The sequence below is a fragment of the Streptomyces sp. genome, from assembly GCF_035644915.1.
Lineage (GTDB): Bacteria > Actinomycetota > Actinomycetes > Streptomycetales > Streptomycetaceae > Streptomyces.
In genome coordinates this window covers 11,983-31,263 of sequence record NZ_DASQNP010000007.1, presented here as the reverse complement: position 1 = coordinate 31,263, position 19,281 = coordinate 11,983, and the positions used below count along the sequence as shown (strand labels likewise).

17 protein-coding genes are annotated in these 19,281 nt (G+C 76.0%); 8 read left to right on the top strand and 9 right to left on the bottom strand.

Annotated features, from left to right (window positions below):
• Window positions 1–32: 32 nt before the first annotated feature.
• From VE546_RS01455 to VE546_RS01440, 4 genes are all read left to right on the top strand, one after another.
• Window positions 33–1,247, top strand: a complete 1,215-nt coding sequence (locus VE546_RS01455; protein WP_324916945.1) for a hypothetical protein — start codon at window positions 33–35, stop codon at window positions 1,245–1,247.
• A 306-nt stretch (window positions 1,248–1,553) separates the two neighbouring features.
• A complete protein-coding gene (locus VE546_RS01450; RefSeq protein ID WP_324916941.1) occupies window positions 1,554–1,976 on the top strand; it encodes a hypothetical protein in 423 nt (140 codons plus the stop codon).
• A 476-nt stretch (window positions 1,977–2,452) separates the two neighbouring features.
• Complete coding sequence (locus tag VE546_RS01445) at window positions 2,453–3,289, top strand: nitroreductase/quinone reductase family protein (RefSeq protein WP_324916938.1); 837 nt, start codon at window positions 2,453–2,455, stop codon at window positions 3,287–3,289.
• A gap of 152 nt (window positions 3,290–3,441) precedes the next feature.
• Window positions 3,442–4,263: an SAM-dependent methyltransferase gene (locus VE546_RS01440; protein WP_324916936.1), complete on the top strand. Its 822-nt coding sequence runs from the start codon at window positions 3,442–3,444 to the stop codon at window positions 4,261–4,263.
• 21 nt (window positions 4,264–4,284) lie between these two features.
• Here the strand turns inward: VE546_RS01440 and VE546_RS01435 are convergent, their stop codons facing one another.
• Window positions 4,285–4,485, bottom strand: coding sequence for a hypothetical protein (locus VE546_RS01435; RefSeq protein ID WP_324916933.1), 201 nt, complete (start codon window positions 4,483–4,485; stop codon window positions 4,285–4,287).
• Between the two features lie 124 nt (window positions 4,486–4,609).
• On the opposite strand from VE546_RS01435, the gene VE546_RS01430 reads away from it, so the two are divergent.
• Genes VE546_RS01430 through VE546_RS01420 form a run of 3 tightly spaced genes read left to right on the top strand, consistent with a single transcriptional unit; the run spans window position 4,610 to window position 7,558 of the window.
• Window positions 4,610–5,761, top strand: coding sequence for a sensor histidine kinase (locus tag VE546_RS01430; protein ID WP_324916929.1), 1,152 nt, complete (start codon window positions 4,610–4,612; stop codon window positions 5,759–5,761).
• Entirely contained in the window at window positions 5,758–6,495 is a 738-nt protein-coding gene (locus VE546_RS01425; protein WP_324916926.1) for a response regulator transcription factor, read from the top strand. Before VE546_RS01430 ends, VE546_RS01425 begins: the two co-directional genes overlap by 4 nt.
• A 49-nt stretch (window positions 6,496–6,544) precedes the next feature.
• Window positions 6,545–7,558: an LLM class flavin-dependent oxidoreductase gene (locus VE546_RS01420; protein WP_324916923.1), complete on the top strand. Its 1,014-nt coding sequence runs from the start codon at window positions 6,545–6,547 to the stop codon at window positions 7,556–7,558.
• Between the two features lie 22 nt (window positions 7,559–7,580).
• On the opposite strand, the gene VE546_RS01415 is transcribed toward VE546_RS01420, so the two are convergent.
• The 6 genes from VE546_RS01415 to xylB form a co-directional block, all read right to left on the bottom strand.
• Window positions 7,581–8,936, bottom strand: coding sequence for a carboxyl transferase domain-containing protein (locus VE546_RS01415; protein WP_324916919.1), 1,356 nt, complete (start codon window positions 8,934–8,936; stop codon window positions 7,581–7,583).
• Window positions 8,929–10,407 carry an acyl-CoA synthetase gene (locus tag VE546_RS01410; RefSeq protein ID WP_324916916.1) on the bottom strand — a complete coding sequence of 493 codons (1,479 nt, stop codon included), beginning with the start codon at window positions 10,405–10,407 and terminating at the stop codon, window positions 8,929–8,931. The genes VE546_RS01415 and VE546_RS01410 overlap by 8 nt, the downstream gene beginning before the upstream one ends.
• 122 nt (window positions 10,408–10,529) lie before the next feature.
• Window positions 10,530–11,297: a hypothetical protein gene (locus tag VE546_RS01405; RefSeq protein WP_324916913.1), complete on the bottom strand. Its 768-nt coding sequence runs from the start codon at window positions 11,295–11,297 to the stop codon at window positions 10,530–10,532.
• 17 nt (window positions 11,298–11,314) lie between these two features.
• Window positions 11,315–11,536 (bottom strand): hypothetical protein, encoded by a 222-nt coding sequence (locus VE546_RS01400; RefSeq protein ID WP_324916910.1) that lies wholly within the window; start codon window positions 11,534–11,536, stop codon window positions 11,315–11,317.
• 625 nt (window positions 11,537–12,161) lie between these two features.
• Window positions 12,162–13,379 carry an ROK family transcriptional regulator gene (locus VE546_RS01395; RefSeq protein WP_324916908.1) on the bottom strand — a complete coding sequence of 406 codons (1,218 nt, stop codon included), beginning with the start codon at window positions 13,377–13,379 and terminating at the stop codon, window positions 12,162–12,164.
• A gap of 73 nt (window positions 13,380–13,452) precedes the next feature.
• The gene (gene xylB, locus VE546_RS01390; protein WP_324916905.1) at window positions 13,453–14,880 is read right to left on the bottom strand and encodes a xylulokinase; all 1,428 of its coding nucleotides are present in this window, start codon (window positions 14,878–14,880) and stop codon (window positions 13,453–13,455) included.
• Window positions 14,881–14,958: 78 nt separating this feature from the next.
• Here xylB and xylA point away from each other — a divergent pair, with 78 nt between their 5' ends.
• On the top strand, window positions 14,959–16,131 hold the full coding sequence (gene xylA / locus VE546_RS01385) for a xylose isomerase (RefSeq protein WP_324916903.1): 1,173 nt from the start codon (window positions 14,959–14,961) through the stop codon (window positions 16,129–16,131).
• A gap of 72 nt (window positions 16,132–16,203) precedes the next feature.
• Here xylA and VE546_RS01380 read toward each other — a convergent pair whose 3' ends face one another.
• Both VE546_RS01380 and VE546_RS01375 read right to left on the bottom strand, forming a co-directional pair.
• Window positions 16,204–16,491 carry a hypothetical protein gene (locus VE546_RS01380; protein WP_324916901.1) on the bottom strand — a complete coding sequence of 96 codons (288 nt, stop codon included), beginning with the start codon at window positions 16,489–16,491 and terminating at the stop codon, window positions 16,204–16,206.
• A 43-nt stretch (window positions 16,492–16,534) separates the two neighbouring features.
• Window positions 16,535–19,255, bottom strand: coding sequence for an NACHT domain-containing protein (locus VE546_RS01375; RefSeq protein WP_324916898.1), 2,721 nt, complete (start codon window positions 19,253–19,255; stop codon window positions 16,535–16,537).
• Between the last annotated feature and the right edge of the window lie 26 nt (window positions 19,256–19,281).

Below are 19,281 nucleotides of genomic sequence, written 5' to 3'. Positions count from 1 at the left end.
GTCCGCACACCATCGCGGGACGGGAGGAGCCGATGACCGTGACGCAACAGGAGTGGCTGCGCGACTACGCGCTGCTGGCGCTGCGCATCAACCGGCAGGTGACCCGGGACACCGGCGGGACGGTGCTGATCTACCGGGGGCCCGGGGAGTGGAGCGCCCGGGTCGAGGAGGAGGAGCCGCCCCCGCCCGGGCGGTTGGCCGACGACGCCGAGGCGCTACTGGACGAACTGCCGTTCGCGCCGGACCGCGCCCGCCACCTGGCCGCACAGGTACGGGCCCTGCGCGCGGTCGCCCGGCGCCTGGCCGGACAGGAGCTGCCACTGCCGCAGTACGCCCACGCATGCCTGGGGGTGCCCGTGGAGTGGCTGCCGGAGGAGGTCTTCGAGGAGGCGCACGCCCGGCTGGACGCCGCGCTGCCGAAGGGCGGCGGCTCCCTGGCGGAGCGGCTGCACGCCTGGCAGGCGGCTCACACGCTGCCGCCGGACCGGCTGGACCGGCTGCCCGGCCTGGTGGACCGGGCCGTCGCCGAGACCCGCCGCCGCACCTCCGCCCTCGTACCGCTGCCGGAGGACGAGGTGGTGGAGTGCCGGCTGGTGTCCGGCGCGCACTTCCTGGCGGCGGGCCACCACGAGGGCGGATCGCGGTCGGTGATCTTCATCAACCGCGACCTGCCGTTCAACCTGGCCGACCTGCTGTACGTGGTCGCGCACGAGGGGCACCCCGGGCACATCGCCGAGTCGCTGCTCAAGGAGCGCCTGCTGGTCCGTGAGCGGGGTCTGCTGGAGCAGCAGGTCCGGTTCATGCTCGGGCCCTCGTTCGTGGTCAGCGAGGGACTCGGCCTGCACGCGCAGGACATCGTCTTCCCCGGCGACGAGGCCCGGGCGTGGCTGACCGACAACGTCCTCGCCGACCAGGGCGTGGAACCGGACGGCAGTGACTTCGCGGAGATCCACCGCGCCCGGAACGTCCTGTTCGGTGCCTGGGCCAACGCGGCGTTCCTGGCCGCCGAGGGCCGCCCGGACCCGGAGCTCGCCGGCTACCTGTCCCGGTGGGCGCTGCTCTCCGACGCCGAGGCGGGCACGGCGCTGCGCTCGATACGGGCGACGGGCATGGGCCTGTACGTGCTCGGCTACTTCCACGGCTGGCGGCTGCTGGACTCCTGGCTCGCCGCCCCGGACCGCGAGGCGCGGGTGCGCCGCCTGCTCACCGAGCAGCTCCTCCCGGCCGACCTGGAGCCCGCGCCCTGACCCGGCGCCCGCGCGTCCGCCCGGTGCGGTGCCCGGCCGGAGGGCTTCCGATGCCGCCGGGACGGCAAAGGACGGAGCGCGCCGAAGCCCATCGGACGGTAAAGAGCGCCCCCCGGAAGGCAAAGCCGGGACCGCGTCCGGGGCCCTCCCCGCCGTCCTCTTCCCGCCCCTGCTCATGCGTAGGCCAAATCCGTTCCAACGACCGGCAGATCCGGTGCGACCGCCCGCGCGGAGGCGTTCCCTGGCAGTGGGGGGTGTGCAGGCCCGCACACCCGGGGGTTCGCCCCACGGACGACAGGAGCCGGCATGAGTGATGACGCCCACGGGATACGCACCGGGCACGAGGCGTACGCGTTCGTCTGCCTGACGTGCGGGCACGGCTGGGAGCAGTCCTACGACATCGAACACCACATCGACGGGAAGGGCCGGGAGTTCGTCGTGTACGTCGTGGACGGGACGCACGTGCCCTCCCCGCTGACCCGGCCCGGCTGCACCGGCTGCGGCAGCCGGGTGGTGCGCGTCCTGGGGGCCGGCCGGGTCTCCTCGGCGCAGGGGGCGCTGCGGCGCCGCACCGCGCCGCCCGAGGCCCCCGGGCCGCAGGCGTCCGGCGTCCGGAAGGCGGCGCGGACCCGCACGGAGGAAGCCGGGAGCGGGCGGAGGAGGCGCCGCCCGCACCTCCTCGGACTGCTGCACCTCTTCCACCGCAAGCACGCGGGGCGGGCGTACTGAGCCGCGGGCCCGGCGGTCCGGGAGGCCCGGGCCGCCGCCGTTTTCCGCCCCGCGCGCACGGCGGCCGGAACCGGCCGGGAAGTACGGCGTTGCGCCGGCGTGTTCACCGCACTAATGTGCATTCCGTGACTGCCGGGTCGGCCATGGGCCACACACGAGAGAGGCTCCCGGCCTCGACGTGAGCGCGAGGCGGGCGAGAGGCCCGCCTTTCCGCACCTTCTTCCTTTTCCCTCACCGCACGTCCCCGTGCGTTCCTCGCGTGTTCCGCGCGCTGCTTCCGCACGCCCGCGGCCTGCCGCGACCACCGCTGATGCCGTGATCCATCCCTGAACCGACCGTTCGGCGGCATGCCGTCCGGCCGGAATCCCGGCACGCCTTCCCGCCCTTTCCCGCACCCCGGGCGGCACCGCCCGGAGGTGAATTCGCCATGCCCGCGAACAGCTCGCGGAACCTTCCATCCCAGCAGAAAGCAGAGAATGCCGAACGACTTCAACCAGCAGGTCATCGAGGAATTCCGCGCCAACGGCGGCCGGGTCGGCGGATTCTTCGACAAGGCCCGGCTGATCCTCCTGACCACCACCGGGGCGCGGTCCGGCGCGCCGCACACCACCCCGCTCGGCTACCTCCCCGACGGCGAGCGCATCCTGGTCATCGCCTCGGCCGGCGGCGCGCCCAGGCACCCGGACTGGTTCCGCAACCTGCTGGCCGACCCCCGCGTCACCGTCGAGGACGGCGTCTTCACCTACCGGGCGGAGGCGGTCGTCCTGGAGGGCGCCGAACGCGACCGCGCCTTCGCCCGCGCGGTCGAGGCCGACCCCGGGTGGGCCGAGTACCAGGAGCGGGCGGGACGCGTCCTGCCCGTGGTCGCCCTCCAGCCGCTCCCGGGCCCGCCGAACCCGAACGCGACGTCCTGGGGCGCGGCCCTCAAGGCGGTCCACGACGCGTTCCGGCGGGAACTCGCCCTGATCCGCGAGGAGATCGCCGCGTCGGGGACCGGACTGGGCGCCCAACTCCGGGTGAACTGCCTGACCTTCTGCGGAGGGCTGCACCACCACCACAGCAGCGAGGACGGCGGGATGTTCCCGGCCCTCGCCGAGCGGCGGCCCGAACTCGCCCCCGTCATGGAGCGGTTGGGCGAGGAGCACCGGAGGATCGCGGACCTGCTGGAGGACCTGCGGAAGGCCGTCTCCGCCGACGGCGCGGACCCCGCGCACGTGCTCGCCGAGGTCGAGCGGCTCACGGCCGAGCTGGAGAGCCACCTGGCCTACGAGGAGGAGTGGCTGATCCCCGTCCTGGACGCCCCGGTCTCCTGAGCGCCGTTCCGCGCCCGCCGCACGCGGAAGGCGCCGGCGGGCGCGGAACGGTGTAGGAATGGGACCGGAACGGTGCGCGTCGCGGGTCCCCGGCCGGCGGACCCGCGACGCCCGCACCGGTGAATCGGCCGGCACCACGGAGGCGAACGAGCATGGCGGACAGCGGCACACGGCCCATCGGACCCGGGATCGACACCACGCGCCCGCACTCGGCCCGGATCTGGAACTACCTGGCGGGCGGCAAGGACTACTACGAGGCCGACGCGGACGCCGCCGAGAGGGTGCTGGCCGTCTTCCCCGGCATGCGCGACATCACCCGCGCCTCGCGTGCCTTCATCGGGCGCGTGGTGCGCCACCTGGCCGGCGAGGCCGGCATCCGGCAGTTCCTGGACATCGGCACCGGACTGCCGACCGCCGACAACACCCACGAGATCGCCCAGCGCGTCGCCCCCGAGTGCCGCATCGTCTACGTCGACAACGACCCCCTGGTCCTGGTGCACGCCCAGGCCCTGCTCACCAGTTCCCCGCAGGGCGCGTGCGACTACCTCGACGCCGACGTCCGCGACACCGACACGATCCTGCGGCAGGCCGCGCGGACGCTGGACTTCTCCCGCCCCGTCGGGCTGATGCTCATGGGCATCCTGGGCCTGGTGCCGGACTACGACGAGGCCCGCGCCGCCGTGCGGCGCCTGCTGGACGCCCTGCCCCCCGGAAGCTTCCTCGGCCTGAACGACGGCACCACCACCGAACCGGCGTACGTCGAGGCCATCGAGCGCCACAACGCCCGGGGTGCCGCCACCCCGTACACGCCCCGCAGCCCCGAGCAGATCGCCGCCTTCTTCGACGGCCTGGAGCTGCTCGACCCCGGCGTCGTCTCGTGCTCGCGGTGGCGGCCCGAGCCCACCCCGTCCCACCGGTCCGGGGAACCGCCCGCCGAGGTGGCCGTGTTCGGCGGCGTGGGGCGCAAGCGGTGACGGCCGGGCGGGCGGCGGGGATCAGTCCCTGATCCTCTCCGCGAGGCCGCCCACCGCCAGGCCCAGCACGATCAGCACGACGCCGGCGTAGAGCTCGTAGCCGTCCAGGAAGCCGACGCGGTGGACGAGTCCCCACAGGTCGAACCAGCCGAAGTGGTGGGCCAGTCCGCCCACTCCCTGAGCGATCAGCACGAAACTCACAAAACCCAGCAACTGCTTCATGCCCGCAGGCTAGGCGCGCCGCCCGGACCGGTACGACCGTCGAAAGTATGCGACCGCGTGACGTCGGTATACGGCCGGCCCGCGGCGGGGCGGACGGCGGCGGACGGCCGGTAGGTTCCCCCGCATGGTCCGTCGTCTCATCCCTGGGGAACCGGTCCGGCGCAGCAGGCGCGACTGGGCCGTCGACACCAGCGCGTTCGTGCTGGCCGCCGTCTTCAGCGTCATCACCTCCGGGCCGGTCGTCGACAACCCCGCCGTCTCCGACGCCCGGCTGGCCGCCGACCAGATCGCGGGCGCCCTGGCCTGCGCCGCGCTGTGGCTGCGGCGGCGGTGGCCGGTGGGCATCGCGCTGGTGATCCTGCCGGTCAGCGTGTTCTCGCACTTCGTGGCCGGGCCCCTGGAGGTCGCCCTCTTCACCGTCGCCGTGCACCGCCGGCCGCGCACCGTCGCCCTGGTCACCGGGCTCGCCCTCGTCTCCCTCGTCGCCTCCGTGCTGGTCCGGCCCGACCCCGAAACGCCCCCGGGACTCGACGTGTTCCTCGGTCTGGTGCTGATCGGCGGGGTGATCGGCTGGGGGATGTACGTCCGCTCCCGGCGGCAACTGCTCGCCTCGCTCTACGAGAAGGCCCGGCGCGACACCCGCGAGGCCATCGCCCGCGAGATGCACGACGTGCTCGCCCACCGGCTGTCGCTGCTGAGCGTCCACGCGGGCGCCCTGGAGTTCCGCCCCGGCGCCCCGCCCGAGGAGGTCCAGCAGGCCGCCGGGGTGATCCGGCAGAGCGCCCACCAGGCGCTGGAGGAACTGCGGGAGGTCATCGGCGTACTGCGCGCCGGGACGGACGGCACCGGCGGGGGCGGGAGGAGCGAGGACCGCCCCCAGCCGACCCTGGCCGACCTGCCCCGGCTGGTGGAGGAGTCCCGCCGGGCCGGGACGCGCGTCGCGCTGGAGCGGCGGATCCGCGCGGCGGGGACCGTGCCGCAGGCGACCGGACGCACCGCCTACCGCGTGGTGCAGGAAGGGCTCACCAACGCCCGCAAGCACGCGGCGGGCACCGAGGTCACGGTGACGGTCACCGGCGGGCCCGACGAGGGACTGACCGTCGAGGTGCGCAACCGGCTCGGCCGGGCCCCGGCCGCTCCCGAGCAGGCCATCCCCGGGGCGGGCGCGGGCCTGGTGGGACTGGCCGAACGCGTCGCGCTCGCCGGAGGGCGGCTGGAACACGGCAGGACCGGCGGCGACTTCCGGCTGCGGGCCTGGCTACCGTGGCGGGCATGACCGACCGCACCGGCCGTACCGACCACGCCGATCATGCCGACGGCACCGCCCGCACCGGCGGCACCGTCCGGGTCCTCCTCGTCGACGACGACCCCCTCGTACGCGCCGGGCTGCGGCTGATGCTCGGCGGCGCGCCCGACATCGAGATCGTCGGCGAGGCGTCCGACGGGACCCGGGTGCTGCCGCTGGTGGACCGCCACCGGCCGGACGTGGTGCTGATGGACATCCGGATGCCGGAGCTGGACGGGCTGGCCGCCACCGAGGCGCTGCGCCGCCGCCCCGACCCGCCCGAGGTGATCGTCCTGACCACCTTCAACGCCGACGACCACGTGCTGCGCGCGCTGCGGGCCGGGGCCGCGGGCTTCGTCCTCAAGGACACCCCGCCCGCCGAGATCGTCGAGGCGGTACGCCGGGTGGCCGCCGGCGACCCGGTGCTCTCCCCGGCCGTCACCCGGCGCCTCATCGCCCACGTCGCCGGCTCCGGCCGCGACGGCCGCCGTGCCCGCGCCCGCAGGCGGTTGGCGGCGCTGGGGGAGCGGGAACGGGAGATCGCGGTCGCGGTGGGGCACGGCGGGTCGAACGCCGAGATCGCCGCCGCGCTCCACCTGAGCGTGCCCACGGTCAAGGCGCACGTCTCGCGCATCCTCACCAAGCTGGACCTCAACAACCGGGTCCAGATCGCCCTCCTGGTCCACGACGCCGGGCTGCTGGAGGACGACGCGCGGCGCGGCTGAGCGGGCCACGCACCGGGAATCCCGCACGGCCGCGGGCGTTGGAAGGGACATGGACACCGACACCCTGCGCACCACCCGCCTGTCGGTCCTGGACCGCTCCCTGATCCGCCAGGGCGAGGACCCGGACGCGGCCCTGCGTGCCACCGTGCGCTTCGCCCGGGACATCGAGGCGCTGGGCTACCACCGCTTCTGGGTCTCCGAGCACCACGGGGTGCCCGGCGTCGCCGGCTCCGCGCCGACCGTGCTCGCCGCGGCCGTCGCCTCGGCCACCACCCGCATCCGGGTGGGCACGGGCGGGGTGATGCTGCCCAACCACCGGCCGCTGGTGGTCGCCGAACAGTTCGGGGTGCTGGAGTCGCTCTTCCCGGGCCGGATCGACATGGGCCTGGGCCGCTCGGTCGGCTTCACCGGTGCCGTCCGCCGGGCCCTGGGCGCGGAGAAGGAGGCGGCCGGACGGTTCGGCGACGACCTGGCCGAACTGCTGGGCTGGTTCACCGGCGGTGGTGGGCACGGGGTGCGCGCCATGCCCTCCCAGGGACTGCGGGTGCCGGTGTTCCTGCTGGCCACGGGCTCGGGCGCACACCTGGCCGCCGAACACGGGCTGCCGCTGGTCATCGCCCCGGCCCGCGGCGAGGAGCGGATGCTGCGCGCGATCGGCGACTACCGCCGGGCCTTCCGCCCCTCCGCCCTGGCCCCCGAGCCGTACGTGGTCGTCTCGGCGAGCGTGGCGGTCGGCGCCACCGCCGAGGAGGCGGAGCTGATGCAGGTGTCGGAGGCGTGGTCGACGGTCGTCTCCCGCACCCGGGGCGTCTTCCCGCCGCTGCCGCCGCCGAAGGAGGTGCTGGAGCGGGAGATGACCGAACGCGAGAGAGCCCTGTTCGCCGAGGCCCGCGATGCCCAGATCCACGGCACCGGGGAGGAGGTGGCGGCCGCGCTCACCGGGCTGGTCGAGCGCAGCGGCGCCGACGAACTGCTGCTCACCCTCAACGCCTACGACCACGACCGGCGCCTGGACTCCTACCGCCGCCTGGCCCGCCTGGCCCGGCTGACCCCCGGCGCCTGAGGCCCGGCCGCCGGTACGGCGGTCACGGCGCCACGATGCCGCGGACGATCCCCAGCTCCACCAGGTCCTGCGGGCGCAGCCGCAGCTCGTCGGCCGTCGCGCGCACCCGCTCCGGACCGCGTTTGAGGATGGCCGCGGCCGACTCCGGGGCGATGACGGAGAAGTAGCCGTCCGGGGTGATCCAGGTGTTGTCCGGGGACGCCAGCGCCAGGGCACCGCCCGAGCCGCCCTCCCCGACGACCAGGGTCGTCACCGGGACCCGGGCCTCGGCGACCGCCGCGAACGCCTCCGCGACGGCCGCGCCCGCGCCGGACCGCTCGGCCTCCGCGTCGTTGGCCGCGCCCGGGGTGTCCACCAGGGTGAGGACCGGGACGCCCAGCCGGTCGGCCAGCCGGATCAGCCGGGCGGCCGTGCGGAAGCCGGCGGGCCGGGTCGGCGTGCCGCACTGTGCGGCGTAGGCGACCGTACGGCCGCCGCGCCGCCCGAAACCGCAGCGCATCCCCGGATCCGTCCCGCCGCAGCGGTCGCCGCCGATCTCCTCGCGCACCTCGAAGTACGCCTCCAGATAGGCGTCGGCGCGCGGCCGGCGGGGTGACCGGGCCCGCTCCACCGCCTCCCAGCCCGACGGCGGCAGCCCGTCCGCCGCACCGAGCGCCCGCGGCGGCTCGGGCGGGCCGCCGGCCGGGGAGGTGAGCAGGGACAGCCAGCGCCCCAGCACGGACCGCAGCTCGCCGGGGGCCACGATCCGGTCGATCTGCCCGGCGGCGAGCTGCCCCTCGGCGCCGTACGCGGCCGGGTCGGCGCCCGGTGGACGGACCCGTGAGCCCGCGAAGCCGATCTGCGCCCCCGGCAGTGCCAGCACCACGTCCGAGCCCGCGCCGAGCGTGGCCCAGCCGCCGCCCGTCGTCGGGTCCCGCGCCACGGCGATCTGCGGCAGGCCCGCCGCGCGGGTCAGCGCCGACTCCCTCGCCACGCGCTGGAGCTGGACCAGGGCCCGCATGCCCTCCTGCATCCGGCTGCCGCCGGTGGCGAGCAGCGACACCACCGGCAGCCGCGCCCGCCGGGCGTACCGGTGGGCGGCCTCGATCCGGTCGCCGGTGCGCTGCCCGAGGGAGCCGCCGAGGAAGGCGAACTCGAAGGCGATCAGGACCGCCGGGACGCCGCCGACCGCGCCGGTCCCGCACACCACCGACTCGCGCTCGCCGGTGCGCTCCCGTGCCCGGGCGCGGGCCGCGCCGTAATCCGCCCAGCCGATCGGCCCGTTCCCGTCACCGTTCCCGCCGCCGTCGGCGGCCGTGCCCGGGGCGTGGGGCAGCTCGGTGAAGCCGTCGGTCACCGAGGCGAGCACCGCGCGGGCCGGGAGCCGCCGCTCAGCCATGCGTCAGCGCCCGCTTCATCACCTTGCCCAGGTCGTTGCGGGGCAGCTCCTCCACGAACCGCACGGTCCGGGGCCGCTTGTGCGGGGCGAGCCGCCGCGCGACGTACTCGGCCAGCTCCTCCGCGGTGGGCGCCGCACCGCCCGCCGGCACGATCCAGGCCGCGATCCGCTCGCCCAGGTCCGGATCGGGCTCGCCGACGACGGCGGCCTCGGCGACGCCCGGATGGCCCAGCAGGCAGTTCTCCACCTCGCCGGCGCCGATCTTGTAGCCGCCGCTCTTGATCAGGTCGGTCGACTTGCGGCCCACGATCCGGTAGGAGCCGTCGGCGTCCCGGACGGCCATGTCGCCGGTGCGGAACCAGCCGCCCGCGAAGGCCTCCGCGGTGGCGTCCGGACGGTTCAGGTACTCGATGAACAGGTGGGGGCCGCGCACCTGGACCTCGCCGATGGTCTCCCCGTCGCCCCCCTCGATCCGGTTGCCCTCCTCGTCCACCAGCCGCACGTCCACGCTGCGCAGCGGCACGCCCACCGTGCCGGGACGGTGCTCGCCGTCCGCCCGCACGCTGGTGATCATCAGCGTCTCGGTCATCCCGTAGCGCTCGACGACGCGCCGGCCGGTCGCGGCCGTGATCCGCTCGTGGTCGTGCAGGGGCAGCGCGGCGGAGCCGGAGACCAGCAGCCGGGCGCCGCGCAGGGCCGAGGCGAGCCGGGCGCCGCCCTCCCCGCCGTCCTCCAGGACCTCGGCCAGCCGGTGGTACATCGTCGGCACGCCGAACAGCATGGTGCCGCCCTCCTCCAGCGCCCCGGCGACGCCCTCGGGCGAGAACCGGCCCAGGTGGTGGAGGGTGCCGCCGCGCCGCAGCGGGCCCAGCACGCCCAGGATCAGGCCGTGCACGTGGAACAGCGGCAGGGCGTGCACCAGCACGTCGTCGCCGGTCCATCCCCAGGCGTCGGCCAGGTCGTCCAGCGTGCCCGCGATCGCCCGGCGCGGCAGGACCACGCCCTTGGGCGGACCGGTGGTGCCGGAGGTGTAGACGATCAGCGCGGCGGCGTGGTCGTCGGCGGCCCGCGCGCCGTCGACGGGCGGGACTCCACCCCCGGGAAGTTCCGGCTCCTCCGGCGTCAGCACGACGTCGGTGCGCGGGAGCGCGGCCAGCGCCCCGGGCAGGTCGTCGCCGGGCGCGGCCAGCACCCGGTCCGGTGCGCTGTCGGAGACGATGTGGGCCAGCTCCTCGGCGCCGATCCGCGGGTTGACGGGGACGGCGGGCACCCCGGCCAGCAGCGCGGCCAGCACGCCGACGCAGGTGTGGGGGGAGGACGTGGCCCACACCGCCACCCGTCCGGCGTCGCCGATCCGCAGGGCGAGGGAGCCCGCGAGCGCGGCGAGCCGGCCGTAGTCGATCACCTGCCCGCCGAAGCGGAGCGCGGGCTTGGCCGGCGTCTTGTGGAGGGTGGGGAACAGTGCGGGCACCCGGCGACTCCTCGTCCTCGTTCCGTGCGGCGTCTCGTGCGGCGTTCCGGACGGCCGTCCGGTCCGTCTCCAGGGTGACCTACCCCGCGGGCCGCACGCAGCCCGGGACGACGGGTGTGATCTCAGTCGCCCGCGGCCCGGGGGAAGAGCACGGTGAACGCCTCGGCCGGGTCCGCCAGCCCGCGGGTGAACGGCGAGTCGAAGTACCAGACCAGGAAGAGCAGGAAGGCGATCAGCGCGGTGAACAGCCCGGCCAGCACCAGCTCCCGGCCCGAGCGCTGGATCTGCAGGGCGAACACCATGCCGACCGCGATCACCGCGCCCGCCACCAGCCCGAACCACACCACGCCGGGCAGCGTCGGCTCGGCGCCCCGGCCGCGCGCGGTGCGGGCCTCGTCGGCCAGGGCGACCTGGTCCACCAGGGACTGGTACGTCTGCGCCTCGCGCGCGGTGCGCGGCTCGTACGCGGTGACGTTCCGCCGCAGGTCCTCGAAGAGCCGCTCGCCCCGCTCGGTGAGTTCGCCGTGCTCGGCCATGTGCGGCCACTCCACCGTCACCGCGTGGCGGACGTAGGCGTCGACGTCGCCGCGCACCTCGTCGCGGACGGCGGCGGGGTAGGCCTGGGCGCGTTCGTGCACCTCGTGCAGCGCCTGCGCCTCCTGGCGCACCCACTCCTCGGCGGCCGAGCGCCCCTCCCAGACGCCCGCGATGGCCAGACCGAGCACGATCGCGTACACCACGCCGATCATCATCGTCATGTACTCGATGACGTCGGGCGTCTCCGAGGGATCGTCGTCCTCGCCCGCCCGGCGCTGCCGCAGCAGGGTGACGGTCACCACGGCCGCGCAGGACCCGGTGATGGTGAGGAGCAGGAAGAGCCATTCGGCCATGGAAGTCCTCGCAGGTGTCAGCGGGAACGGGAACCCGGGTCCGAACCGGACCGGGGGCGCAGCGCGGCGGCGGCCAGCACCGCGGGGGCGACGATCAGCAGGGTGCGGCCGATGAGCGGGAGACCGGCGTCGGACCGGTGGCGCCGGACCTCGGCGCGGGCGGGGAGGGAGGGGGAGGCGCTCGCGCCCGGGGAGGGCGCGGTGCGCTCCGGCGCCGGACTCCGGCGCGGGGGCGGCACGGGCCTGCCGGGCGCCGGCGGTACGGGGGCCGCCGCGACCGGCTCCGCCTCCGGCGGGGCGGCCGGCGGGGGCGGTGCGGAGGACGCCGGGGGCGGGGGCGCCGAGGTCGGCCGCGGGGGCGGTGTCGGCGGTACGGGGGTCGGCGTCGGTGTCGGTGCCGGGGGAGCGGACGTGGGTGGCGGAGGCGGTGGCGGAGGCGTCGGGGGCGCGGACGTGGAGGGCGGCGGCGGTGGCGGAGGCGGCGGAGGTGGCGGGCACGGTTCCGGGGGTGGAGGCACCGGGCAGTGGGCGCCCAGGACCACCTCGACCCGTGCGCCGGAGCCTCCGGCCCCGACCGCGATCGTCACGGACAGCCGCGGGCAGTCCCGCCGCGGTACGGCCGGTCCGTCGGCACGTGCGGCGCCCGGTGCGGTGAGCGCGAGGACGAATCCGGCCACGACCACGCCCGCGCCCGCCCCCCGCCTGAGATGCCTTCGATCCACAGGTGCTTCTCTATCGGGTCGGCCGGCGGCCGGGGGGAAAACCGCCGATGGTTCCCCTGATCTGCTGAACATCGGTCGATTCCCCTGCGGAGAGGGGGAGTTGGGAACCGTCGGACGGGGCCGCGCCGGGCCGGCGCCGGCGTCAGGCTCGGTGGGCCAGCGGGTCGTCGAGGACCGACCGCACGACCGAGTGGGCCGCGCCCAGCAGCGGGCCGTCCGCGCCGAGCCGGGAGACCGCCACCGGCGGCGGTCCGGCTATCCGGCGGTCCAGCTCCCGTTCCAGGGAGGGCAGCAGCCAGGGCGCCAGCCGGGCGAGGGCGCCGCCGAGGACCACGGTCTGCGGGTCGAGCAGGTTGACGGTGCCGGTCAGGGCGGTGCCCAGCGCCGTCCCGGCCTCGCCCAGCGCCGTGAGCACCGCGCGGTCGCCGCGCTCCGCGCGGGCGGCGAGCAGGCCGACGCGGGCGCCGGGGCCGGGGTGGTGGGCGGCGGTGGCGCGCGGGTCGAGCCCGGCGGCCCGCAGCACGGCCTCCTCGCCCGCGTACTGCTCCAGGCAGCCGATGCCGCCGCAGGCGCACGGGCGGCCCTCCGGGCGCACCGGCACATGGCCCAGCTCCCCGGCGAACCCCCGGGTGCCGCGCAGCAGTTCGCCGCCCACCACGATCGCGGCGCCGATGCCGATCTCGGCCGAGACGTGCACGAAGTCCTCGGGCGGCGGGGTGTGGCCGCCGAGCCACAGCTCGGCCAGGGCGCCGAGGTTGGCCTCGTTGTCGACGGCGCACCCGGTGCCGGGCGCGAGGCCGAGCGCGTCCGGGGTCAGGTGGGGGGCGAGGTCGAGGTCCGTCCAGCCGAGGTTGGGGGCCCGTACGACGGTGGTGGTGCCGCGGGCGACCAGGCCCGGCACGGCCACGGCGAGCCCGGCCGGGCGCAGCCCCAGCCCGCGGACCTCGTCCGCGGTCTCGGCCACGAGTCCGGCCAGTTGCCGCAGCACCGGGGCGGGGTCGCTGTCCCGGTTGGCCGCGTCCACCGCCGTCCGGGTGCGGACCTTCCCGCGCAGGTCGACGGCGCACACGGCGAGGTGGTCGACGCCGATCTCGGCGCCGATCCCGCAGGGGCCGCGGTTACTGAGCGCCAGCGCGGTGCCGGGCCGCCCGACCGCGCCCGACCGGCCCGGGCCCAGCTCCACCAGCAGCCCGATGCCGAGGAGTTCGTCCACCAGGGTGGAGACGGCCGTCCGGGTCAGCCCGATCCGCGCCGCGACGGCGGCCCGTGACAGGGGGCCGCCGTCGGCCACCGCGTGCAGCACGCGCGCCAGGTTCCGCCGCCGCATCTCCTGCTGGGTGGTGGGCAGGGGTGCTGCCATCGATCGCCTGCTCCTCGGAGGTCTCCCGGCGGCGGTCGCCACCGGTGTCGGGTGCCGGGTACCGGGCGCCGGATCAGCGCTGCCGCAGCAGCGTATCGGCGCCGGTGAGGGTGGCGGCCAGGCGGGTCAGGGCCTCCTCGTCGCGCTCCACCGCCTCGTACGCCGGTCCCTCGGCGGTGGACCAGCGGCGGGCCACCGCCGCCGCGTCCTCGCCCAGCAGCAGTCCGGCGGCCTGCGCCGCCGCGCCGAGCGCGACCAGTTCCTGCGCCCGCGGCACGACCACCGGCCGCCCGGACAGCCGCCGGACCGTCTCGCGCCAGGCCGTGCCCCTGGCGCCGCCCCCGATCAGCAGGATCGGGGCGTCGGCGGCGGCGTCGGCGTCCAGGACCAGGTCGAGCGCCTCCAGCAGCGCGTAGACCGCTCCGTCGTAGGTGGCCTGGAGGATCTGGCCGGGGGTGGTGTCGTGCCGCAGGCCGGTCAGCAGGCCGGAGGCGTAGGGGAGGTTGGGGGTGCGCTCGCCGTCCAGGAAGGGCAGCACGGTGACGCCGCCGCCCGGCTCGACCGCCTCGCGGTCCAGGCCGAACAGGGCCGCGACGCGGTCCACGGCCAGGGTGCAGTTGAGGGTGCAGGCCAGCGGCAGCCAGTCGGTGCGGGCGTCGGCGAAACCGGAGACGGTGCCGGTGGGATCGGCGGGGCGGCGGGTGGAGACGGCGTAGACCGTGCCGGAGGTCCCCAGGCTCAGCACCGGCCGGCCCGGGCGCAGGCCCAGCCCGAGCGCGGCGGCCATGTTGTCCCCGGTGCCGGTGGCCACCAGCGCGCCCTGGGGGAGCGGCAGCTCCTCCAGCGCCCGTACGGTGCCCGCCGCCTCGCCGTGGCCGAGCACCCGGGGCAGCAGGTCGGGGGAGAGGCCGACCTTCTCCAGGACCTCCTCGTCGTACGCCCCGGTGGCCGTCGACCACCAGCCGGTGCCCGAGGCGTCGCCGCGGTCGGTGGTGCCCCGGCCGGTCAGCCGCTCGGTGAGGTAGTCGTGCGGCAGCCGCACCGCGCGGACGGCCGCGGCGGCCTCGGGCTCGTTCTCGCGCAGCCACAGCCACTTGGTGACCGTGAAGGACGCCGCCGGCACGCTGCCGAAGCGCTCGGCCCACACCTTCGGGCCGCCCAGCTCCTCCACCAGGCGGTCGCGCTGCGGGGCGGAGCGCACGTCGTTCCAGAGCAGGGCGGGCCGCACCGGGCGGCCCTCGGCGTCCAGCGTCACCAGCCCGTGCTGCTGTCCGCCGACGGAGACCGCGGCGACCTGGTGGACGGCCGGACCGCACTGCTCCAGCGCCCGGCACAGCGCCCGCCACCACTGCTCGGGGTCGCTCTCGTGGTCGGCCGACACCGTGTGCGGTGCCTGGCCGCGGGCGACCACCTGCCCGGTCGCCGCATCGACGACCAGCGCTTTCGTGGACTGCGTCGAGCTGTCCACACCGACAACGAGCGGACCTTCGGGTGCGGCCATGTCGCCTCTTCCTCTCTGCGGCTCCTGGGCGCATACTAATTTGTCAACGGCCCTGACGAAATACCCGAGAGGCATGACATGAGCTACGAGCCGAAGCCGGAGCACAAGTTCACATTCGGTCTGTGGACGGTGGGCTGGCAGGGTCGCGACCCCTTCGGCGACGCGACCCGCCCCGCCCTCGACCCGGTCGAGAGCGTGCAGAAGCTGGCCGAACTGGGCGCCTACGGCGTCACCTTCCACGACGACGACCTGATCCCCTTCGGCTCCTCCGACAGCGAGCGCGAGGGCATCGTCAAGCGCTTCCGCCAGGCGCTGGACGCCACCGGCCTGAAGGTGCCGATGGCCACCACCAACCTCTTCACCCACCCGGTGTTCAAGGACGGCGCCTTCACCGCCAACGACCGCGACGTCCGCCGCTACGCGCTGCGCAAGACCATCCGCAACATCGACCTCGCCGTCGAGCTGGGCGCCACCACCTACGTCGCCTGGGGCGGACGCGAGGGCGCCGAGTCGGGCGCCGCCAAGGACGTGCGGGTCGCGCTGGACCGCCTCAAGGAGGCCTTCGACCTGCTCGGCGACTACGTCGTCTCCCAGGGCTACGACCTGCGCTTCGCCATCGAGCCCAAGCCCAACGAGCCGCGCGGCGACATCCTGCTGCCGACCGTCGGCCACGCGCTGGCGTTCATCAACTCGCTGGAGCACGCCGACCGGGTGGGCCTCAACCCCGAGGTCGGCCACGAGCAGATGGCCGGGCTGAACTTCCCCCACGGCATCGCCCAGGCCCTGTGGCACGGCAAGCTGTTCCACATCGACCTCAACGGCCAGTCCGGCATCAAGTACGACCAGGACTTCCGCTTCGGCGCCGGCGACCTGCGGTCGGCGTTCTGGCTGGTGGACCTGCTGGAGTCGGCCGGGTACGAGGGCCCGCGCCACTTCGACTTCAAGCCGCCGCGCACCGAGGACTTCGACGGCGTGTGGGCCTCGGCGGCCGGCTGCATGCGCAACTACCTCATCCTCAAGGAGAGGGCGGCCGCCTTCCGCGCCGACCCGGAGGTCCAGGAGGCGCTGCGCGCCGCCCGCCTGGACGAGCTGGCGCGGCCGACCCTGAACGAGGGCGAGACCGCCGCCGACCTGCTGGCCGACCGGACCGCCTTCGAGGAGTTCGACGTGGAGGCCGCGGCCCGGCGCGGCATGGCCTTCGAGCGGCTGGACCAACTGGCGATGGACCACCTGCTGGGCGTCCGCGGCTGACGCCCCGGCGGCCGTGACCGCGTGCGGGGGCGGGCTGGTCCCGGAGCGGGACCCCCGCCCCCGCACGGCGGCTCACCCCTCCCTGCGGCGGCGCCATCCGCGCCGTCTGCGGCGGCCCCTGCTCCAGAACCAGCCCGCCGGGGGCTCGTCCGCCCGCCAGGGCTGCGGCTGCGGCGGATCGTCGCGCCAGCGGGCCCGCAGCATCCGCGTCCGCGCCGTCGGCTCGCGCACCTCGGCGCCGCGTACGAAGTCCTCGTCGAGCACGACGTCCTCCCAGGCGTCCCGCCCGGTGCCGCCCGCGCCCTCCCCGTTCTCCCCGCTCTCGTCGCCGCGCCCTCGCCGTGCCGGTCCCGTGCTCATGGCGCACCTCCCTGGTCCCTGGTCCGGCGAACGAGCGGCGCGGTCAGGGAGTTCCGGACGGGGTCCCCCGGGAGGGTCCGGGGGAGGGCGGGGGGACGGTGGCCTCCCCGGCGCCGCCGTCCCAGCGCGGGCCGGCGAACCGGGCCAGCGCCGCGGCGAGGTCCGGCGGCACCGCGCTGGTGACGTGCACCGGGAGCACGGAGTACCAGCCGTCGCGGCCGTGGAAGAAGCGCGGCGGCCTCGGTGCGCCCGGGAACAGCCGGACGTGGATCCCGTACAGGCGCGTGTCCCGGCCACGGCGGTGGATCCGGCGGATCGCCACCCGCTCGACGTCCGGCCAGCGGTGCAGGCAGTGGTGCCTGCCGACGGCGGACTCGATCGTCTCCGGGGTCAGCCGCAGCTCCATCCACAGGCGCGGCAGCAGCAGGCCGGCCAGCGTGATCAGGGCGCCGAAGCCCAGGAGGAACAGCACGGGCATCCAGGCGGTCGCCTGGCCCCACTGGCCGCCGACGGCCGTCATCACGGCCCTGGCCAGGGCGAAGCAGCCGATCACCGGCCAGTGGCCCAGGACCAGGCGGCGGGACCGTCCGCGCAGCACGAAGCCGCCGGGGCCGTGGTGGACGTCGAAGCCCCTGACCCGGGAGACCGGAGGCAGCTCCCGCGGAGGGCCCGGCGGCCGGGACGCGCCGACGGGCCGGCCGGGCTCCGGCCGTACCGGTCCCGGTGCCGCGTGGTCGGGTACGCCCGCCAGGTGGCGCTGGAGGCGCGGGTTGCGGAAGCGGTACGCCCCGCCCTCCAGCCGCAGCAGCCCGCCCCGGTGGGCGTCGCGCAGGAACTCCATCAGGGACCACGGGACCTGGCCGAGGACGGCGAGGGAGGTCTTGGCCAGCACCCACCGTGCCCAGGGGCTGAGCAGCACGAACATCGCCGACGTCCCGTACCAGCCCAGGAACGCGTGCGTCCAGGCGTTCCCGCCCAGGGAGCCCAGCCACACCATCGACCCCTGGCCGAGCCCCATCAGCGGAGCGACGATCACCACCGTGAGCAGCACCGACCTGCGCTCACCGCGCATCAGGCCGTCCGGGCTCGGGGCGTCCACGGTGTCGGACGGGGCCGCCAGGACGACCGTGGCGACCGCCGGGAGGGTGAACCCCAGGAGCGCCAGCGCCAGGTAACCGCCGGGCACGTGCGTGCCGGCCGCCATCAGCAGGAGCACGGCGGTGGGCACGACCACCATGGACGACGCGCCCACCGCCCGGCGCACCGACGTGGCGCGCCGGGCCGAGCGCAGGGCCGCGCCGAGCCGGAAGGGGTTCGCCCGGCGTCGGGGATCGCCGATCCGCTCCCCGAACCACACCAGGGCGCAGGCACGGAGCAGGACCGCGTACAGCAGGCTCACGGACAGCGCCGTCCGGAGGCCCAGGGCGGAGGCGTACCCCTGGCCGTACTCGCCGGGAGCCGACGCGTACTCCTCGATGACCGTAAGGGGCACCAGGGACAGCACGACGCCCAGCCCCAGCAGCATCGGGAGCGTCAGCAGCCGGGCGGGTCCGGTCCGGTCCAGCCGCCACCACTCCAGCCGCGCGCCGCCGGCGGCGGTGAGCCGGCGGGCGAGGGAGGCGAGCCAGCGGCGGGCACGCTCCGGATGCCACTGGCCCGGCGCGTGCAGCCGGTCCGGGGCGTGCGGATGCGGGGCGAAGACGGCGGGGACGATGTGGTCGAGCAGGTGGTTCTCGACGGCCTCGGGCGTGGGGAAGCGGCCGGTGTCGGCCAGCTCCGCCGGGTCCGGGGCGTGGGGCCCGTACGGCAGCGCGTACACCCGGCGGGCCAGCCACAGCATCAGCGGGCTGGACAGCGCGGTGCGCACCGGCTCCGGCGGAACCTCCCGCAACTCCTCGAACACCGGCTCCCAGCGGTGGACGAGCGCCGGGGGCGTGGCGGCGCGCAGGTAGGCGATGGCGTCCTCCGGCTCCACGGGCAGCGCCTCGACCACCGCCGCGGACCTCAGCGGGGCGGCCTGCCGGACGGCGAGCCGGTACTCCCCGGTGCGCGAGGTGAGGATGACCGGGTCGCCGTCGCCGAGTTCACGGTTGAGCGCGAGCAGCACGTCCCGGCGCCGGTGCTCGGGCAGCTCGTCCAGACCGTCCAGGACCGGCAGCACGCGCCGGTCCCCCACCAGGCGCCCGGCCGGATGGCGGCCCGCCACACCCGGCAGCCCCGGATGGTCCTCGGCGATCCGCCGCGCCATCCAGGCGCGCAGGTGCTCCTCCCCGGCGTTCCAGGTCTCCAGGGAGAGCGGCACCGGGACCGGCCCCCGGTCGCCGCCGCCCAGCCGCCGGGCCAGCAGGTCCAGCGTCAGCAGCACGGCCAGGGTCGTCTTGCCGGCGCCGGGACCGCCGAGGAGCACCAGCCGGCGCTGCCGCAGGGCGAGGTACGCCTCGGCCATGGTGCCCACCCGGTCGCCCCGCCCGGACACCTCCCCGCCGACCTTGTACGGGTGGTCGGCGTCCAGCCAGTTCGCCGCCCAGCGCACCGCGAGCGGCTCCGTCGAGCTGAGCTGCCAGGCGTTGGCCTCCGCCCGCCACCGCCGGAACACGCTCCGCGCCAGCTCGTGCTCGGCCCGCTCCAGCGGCTCGGGCCCGGGGCGCGCGGTGACCTCGAAGCGCACGGCGAGCGGGCCGTTGAGCACACCGACCTGGACCAGGGTGCCGATGGTGCTGTCGCGGACGACGTTGTGGATGTTCGGTGCGGTGCCGGAGTCCATGCGCTCATGGTGGCACCGCGGACACC

Coding starts and splice junctions, on each gene's coding strand:
- VE546_RS01440 (WP_324916936.1), top strand. CDS start 3,442: ATGGCGGACAGCGGCACACGGCCCATCGGACCCGGGATCGACACCACG.
- VE546_RS01445 (WP_324916938.1), top strand. CDS start 2,453: ATGCCGAACGACTTCAACCAGCAGGTCATCGAGGAATTCCGCGCCAAC.
- VE546_RS01450 (WP_324916941.1), top strand. CDS start 1,554: ATGAGTGATGACGCCCACGGGATACGCACCGGGCACGAGGCGTACGCG.
- VE546_RS01405 (WP_324916913.1), bottom strand. CDS start 11,297: ATGGCCGAATGGCTCTTCCTGCTCCTCACCATCACCGGGTCCTGCGCG.
- VE546_RS01415 (WP_324916919.1), bottom strand. CDS start 8,936: ATGGCTGAGCGGCGGCTCCCGGCCCGCGCGGTGCTCGCCTCGGTGACC.
- VE546_RS01425 (WP_324916926.1), top strand. CDS start 5,758: ATGACCGACCGCACCGGCCGTACCGACCACGCCGATCATGCCGACGGC.
- VE546_RS01435 (WP_324916933.1), bottom strand. CDS start 4,485: ATGAAGCAGTTGCTGGGTTTTGTGAGTTTCGTGCTGATCGCTCAGGGA.
- VE546_RS01380 (WP_324916901.1), bottom strand. CDS start 16,491: ATGAGCACGGGACCGGCACGGCGAGGGCGCGGCGACGAGAGCGGGGAG.
- VE546_RS01395 (WP_324916908.1), bottom strand. CDS start 13,379: ATGGCAGCACCCCTGCCCACCACCCAGCAGGAGATGCGGCGGCGGAAC.
- xylB (WP_324916905.1), bottom strand. CDS start 14,880: ATGGCCGCACCCGAAGGTCCGCTCGTTGTCGGTGTGGACAGCTCGACG.
- VE546_RS01375 (WP_324916898.1), bottom strand. CDS start 19,255: ATGGACTCCGGCACCGCACCGAACATCCACAACGTCGTCCGCGACAGC.
- VE546_RS01455 (WP_324916945.1), top strand. CDS start 33: ATGACCGTGACGCAACAGGAGTGGCTGCGCGACTACGCGCTGCTGGCG.
- VE546_RS01430 (WP_324916929.1), top strand. CDS start 4,610: ATGGTCCGTCGTCTCATCCCTGGGGAACCGGTCCGGCGCAGCAGGCGC.
- xylA (WP_324916903.1), top strand. CDS start 14,959: ATGAGCTACGAGCCGAAGCCGGAGCACAAGTTCACATTCGGTCTGTGG.
- VE546_RS01420 (WP_324916923.1), top strand. CDS start 6,545: ATGGACACCGACACCCTGCGCACCACCCGCCTGTCGGTCCTGGACCGC.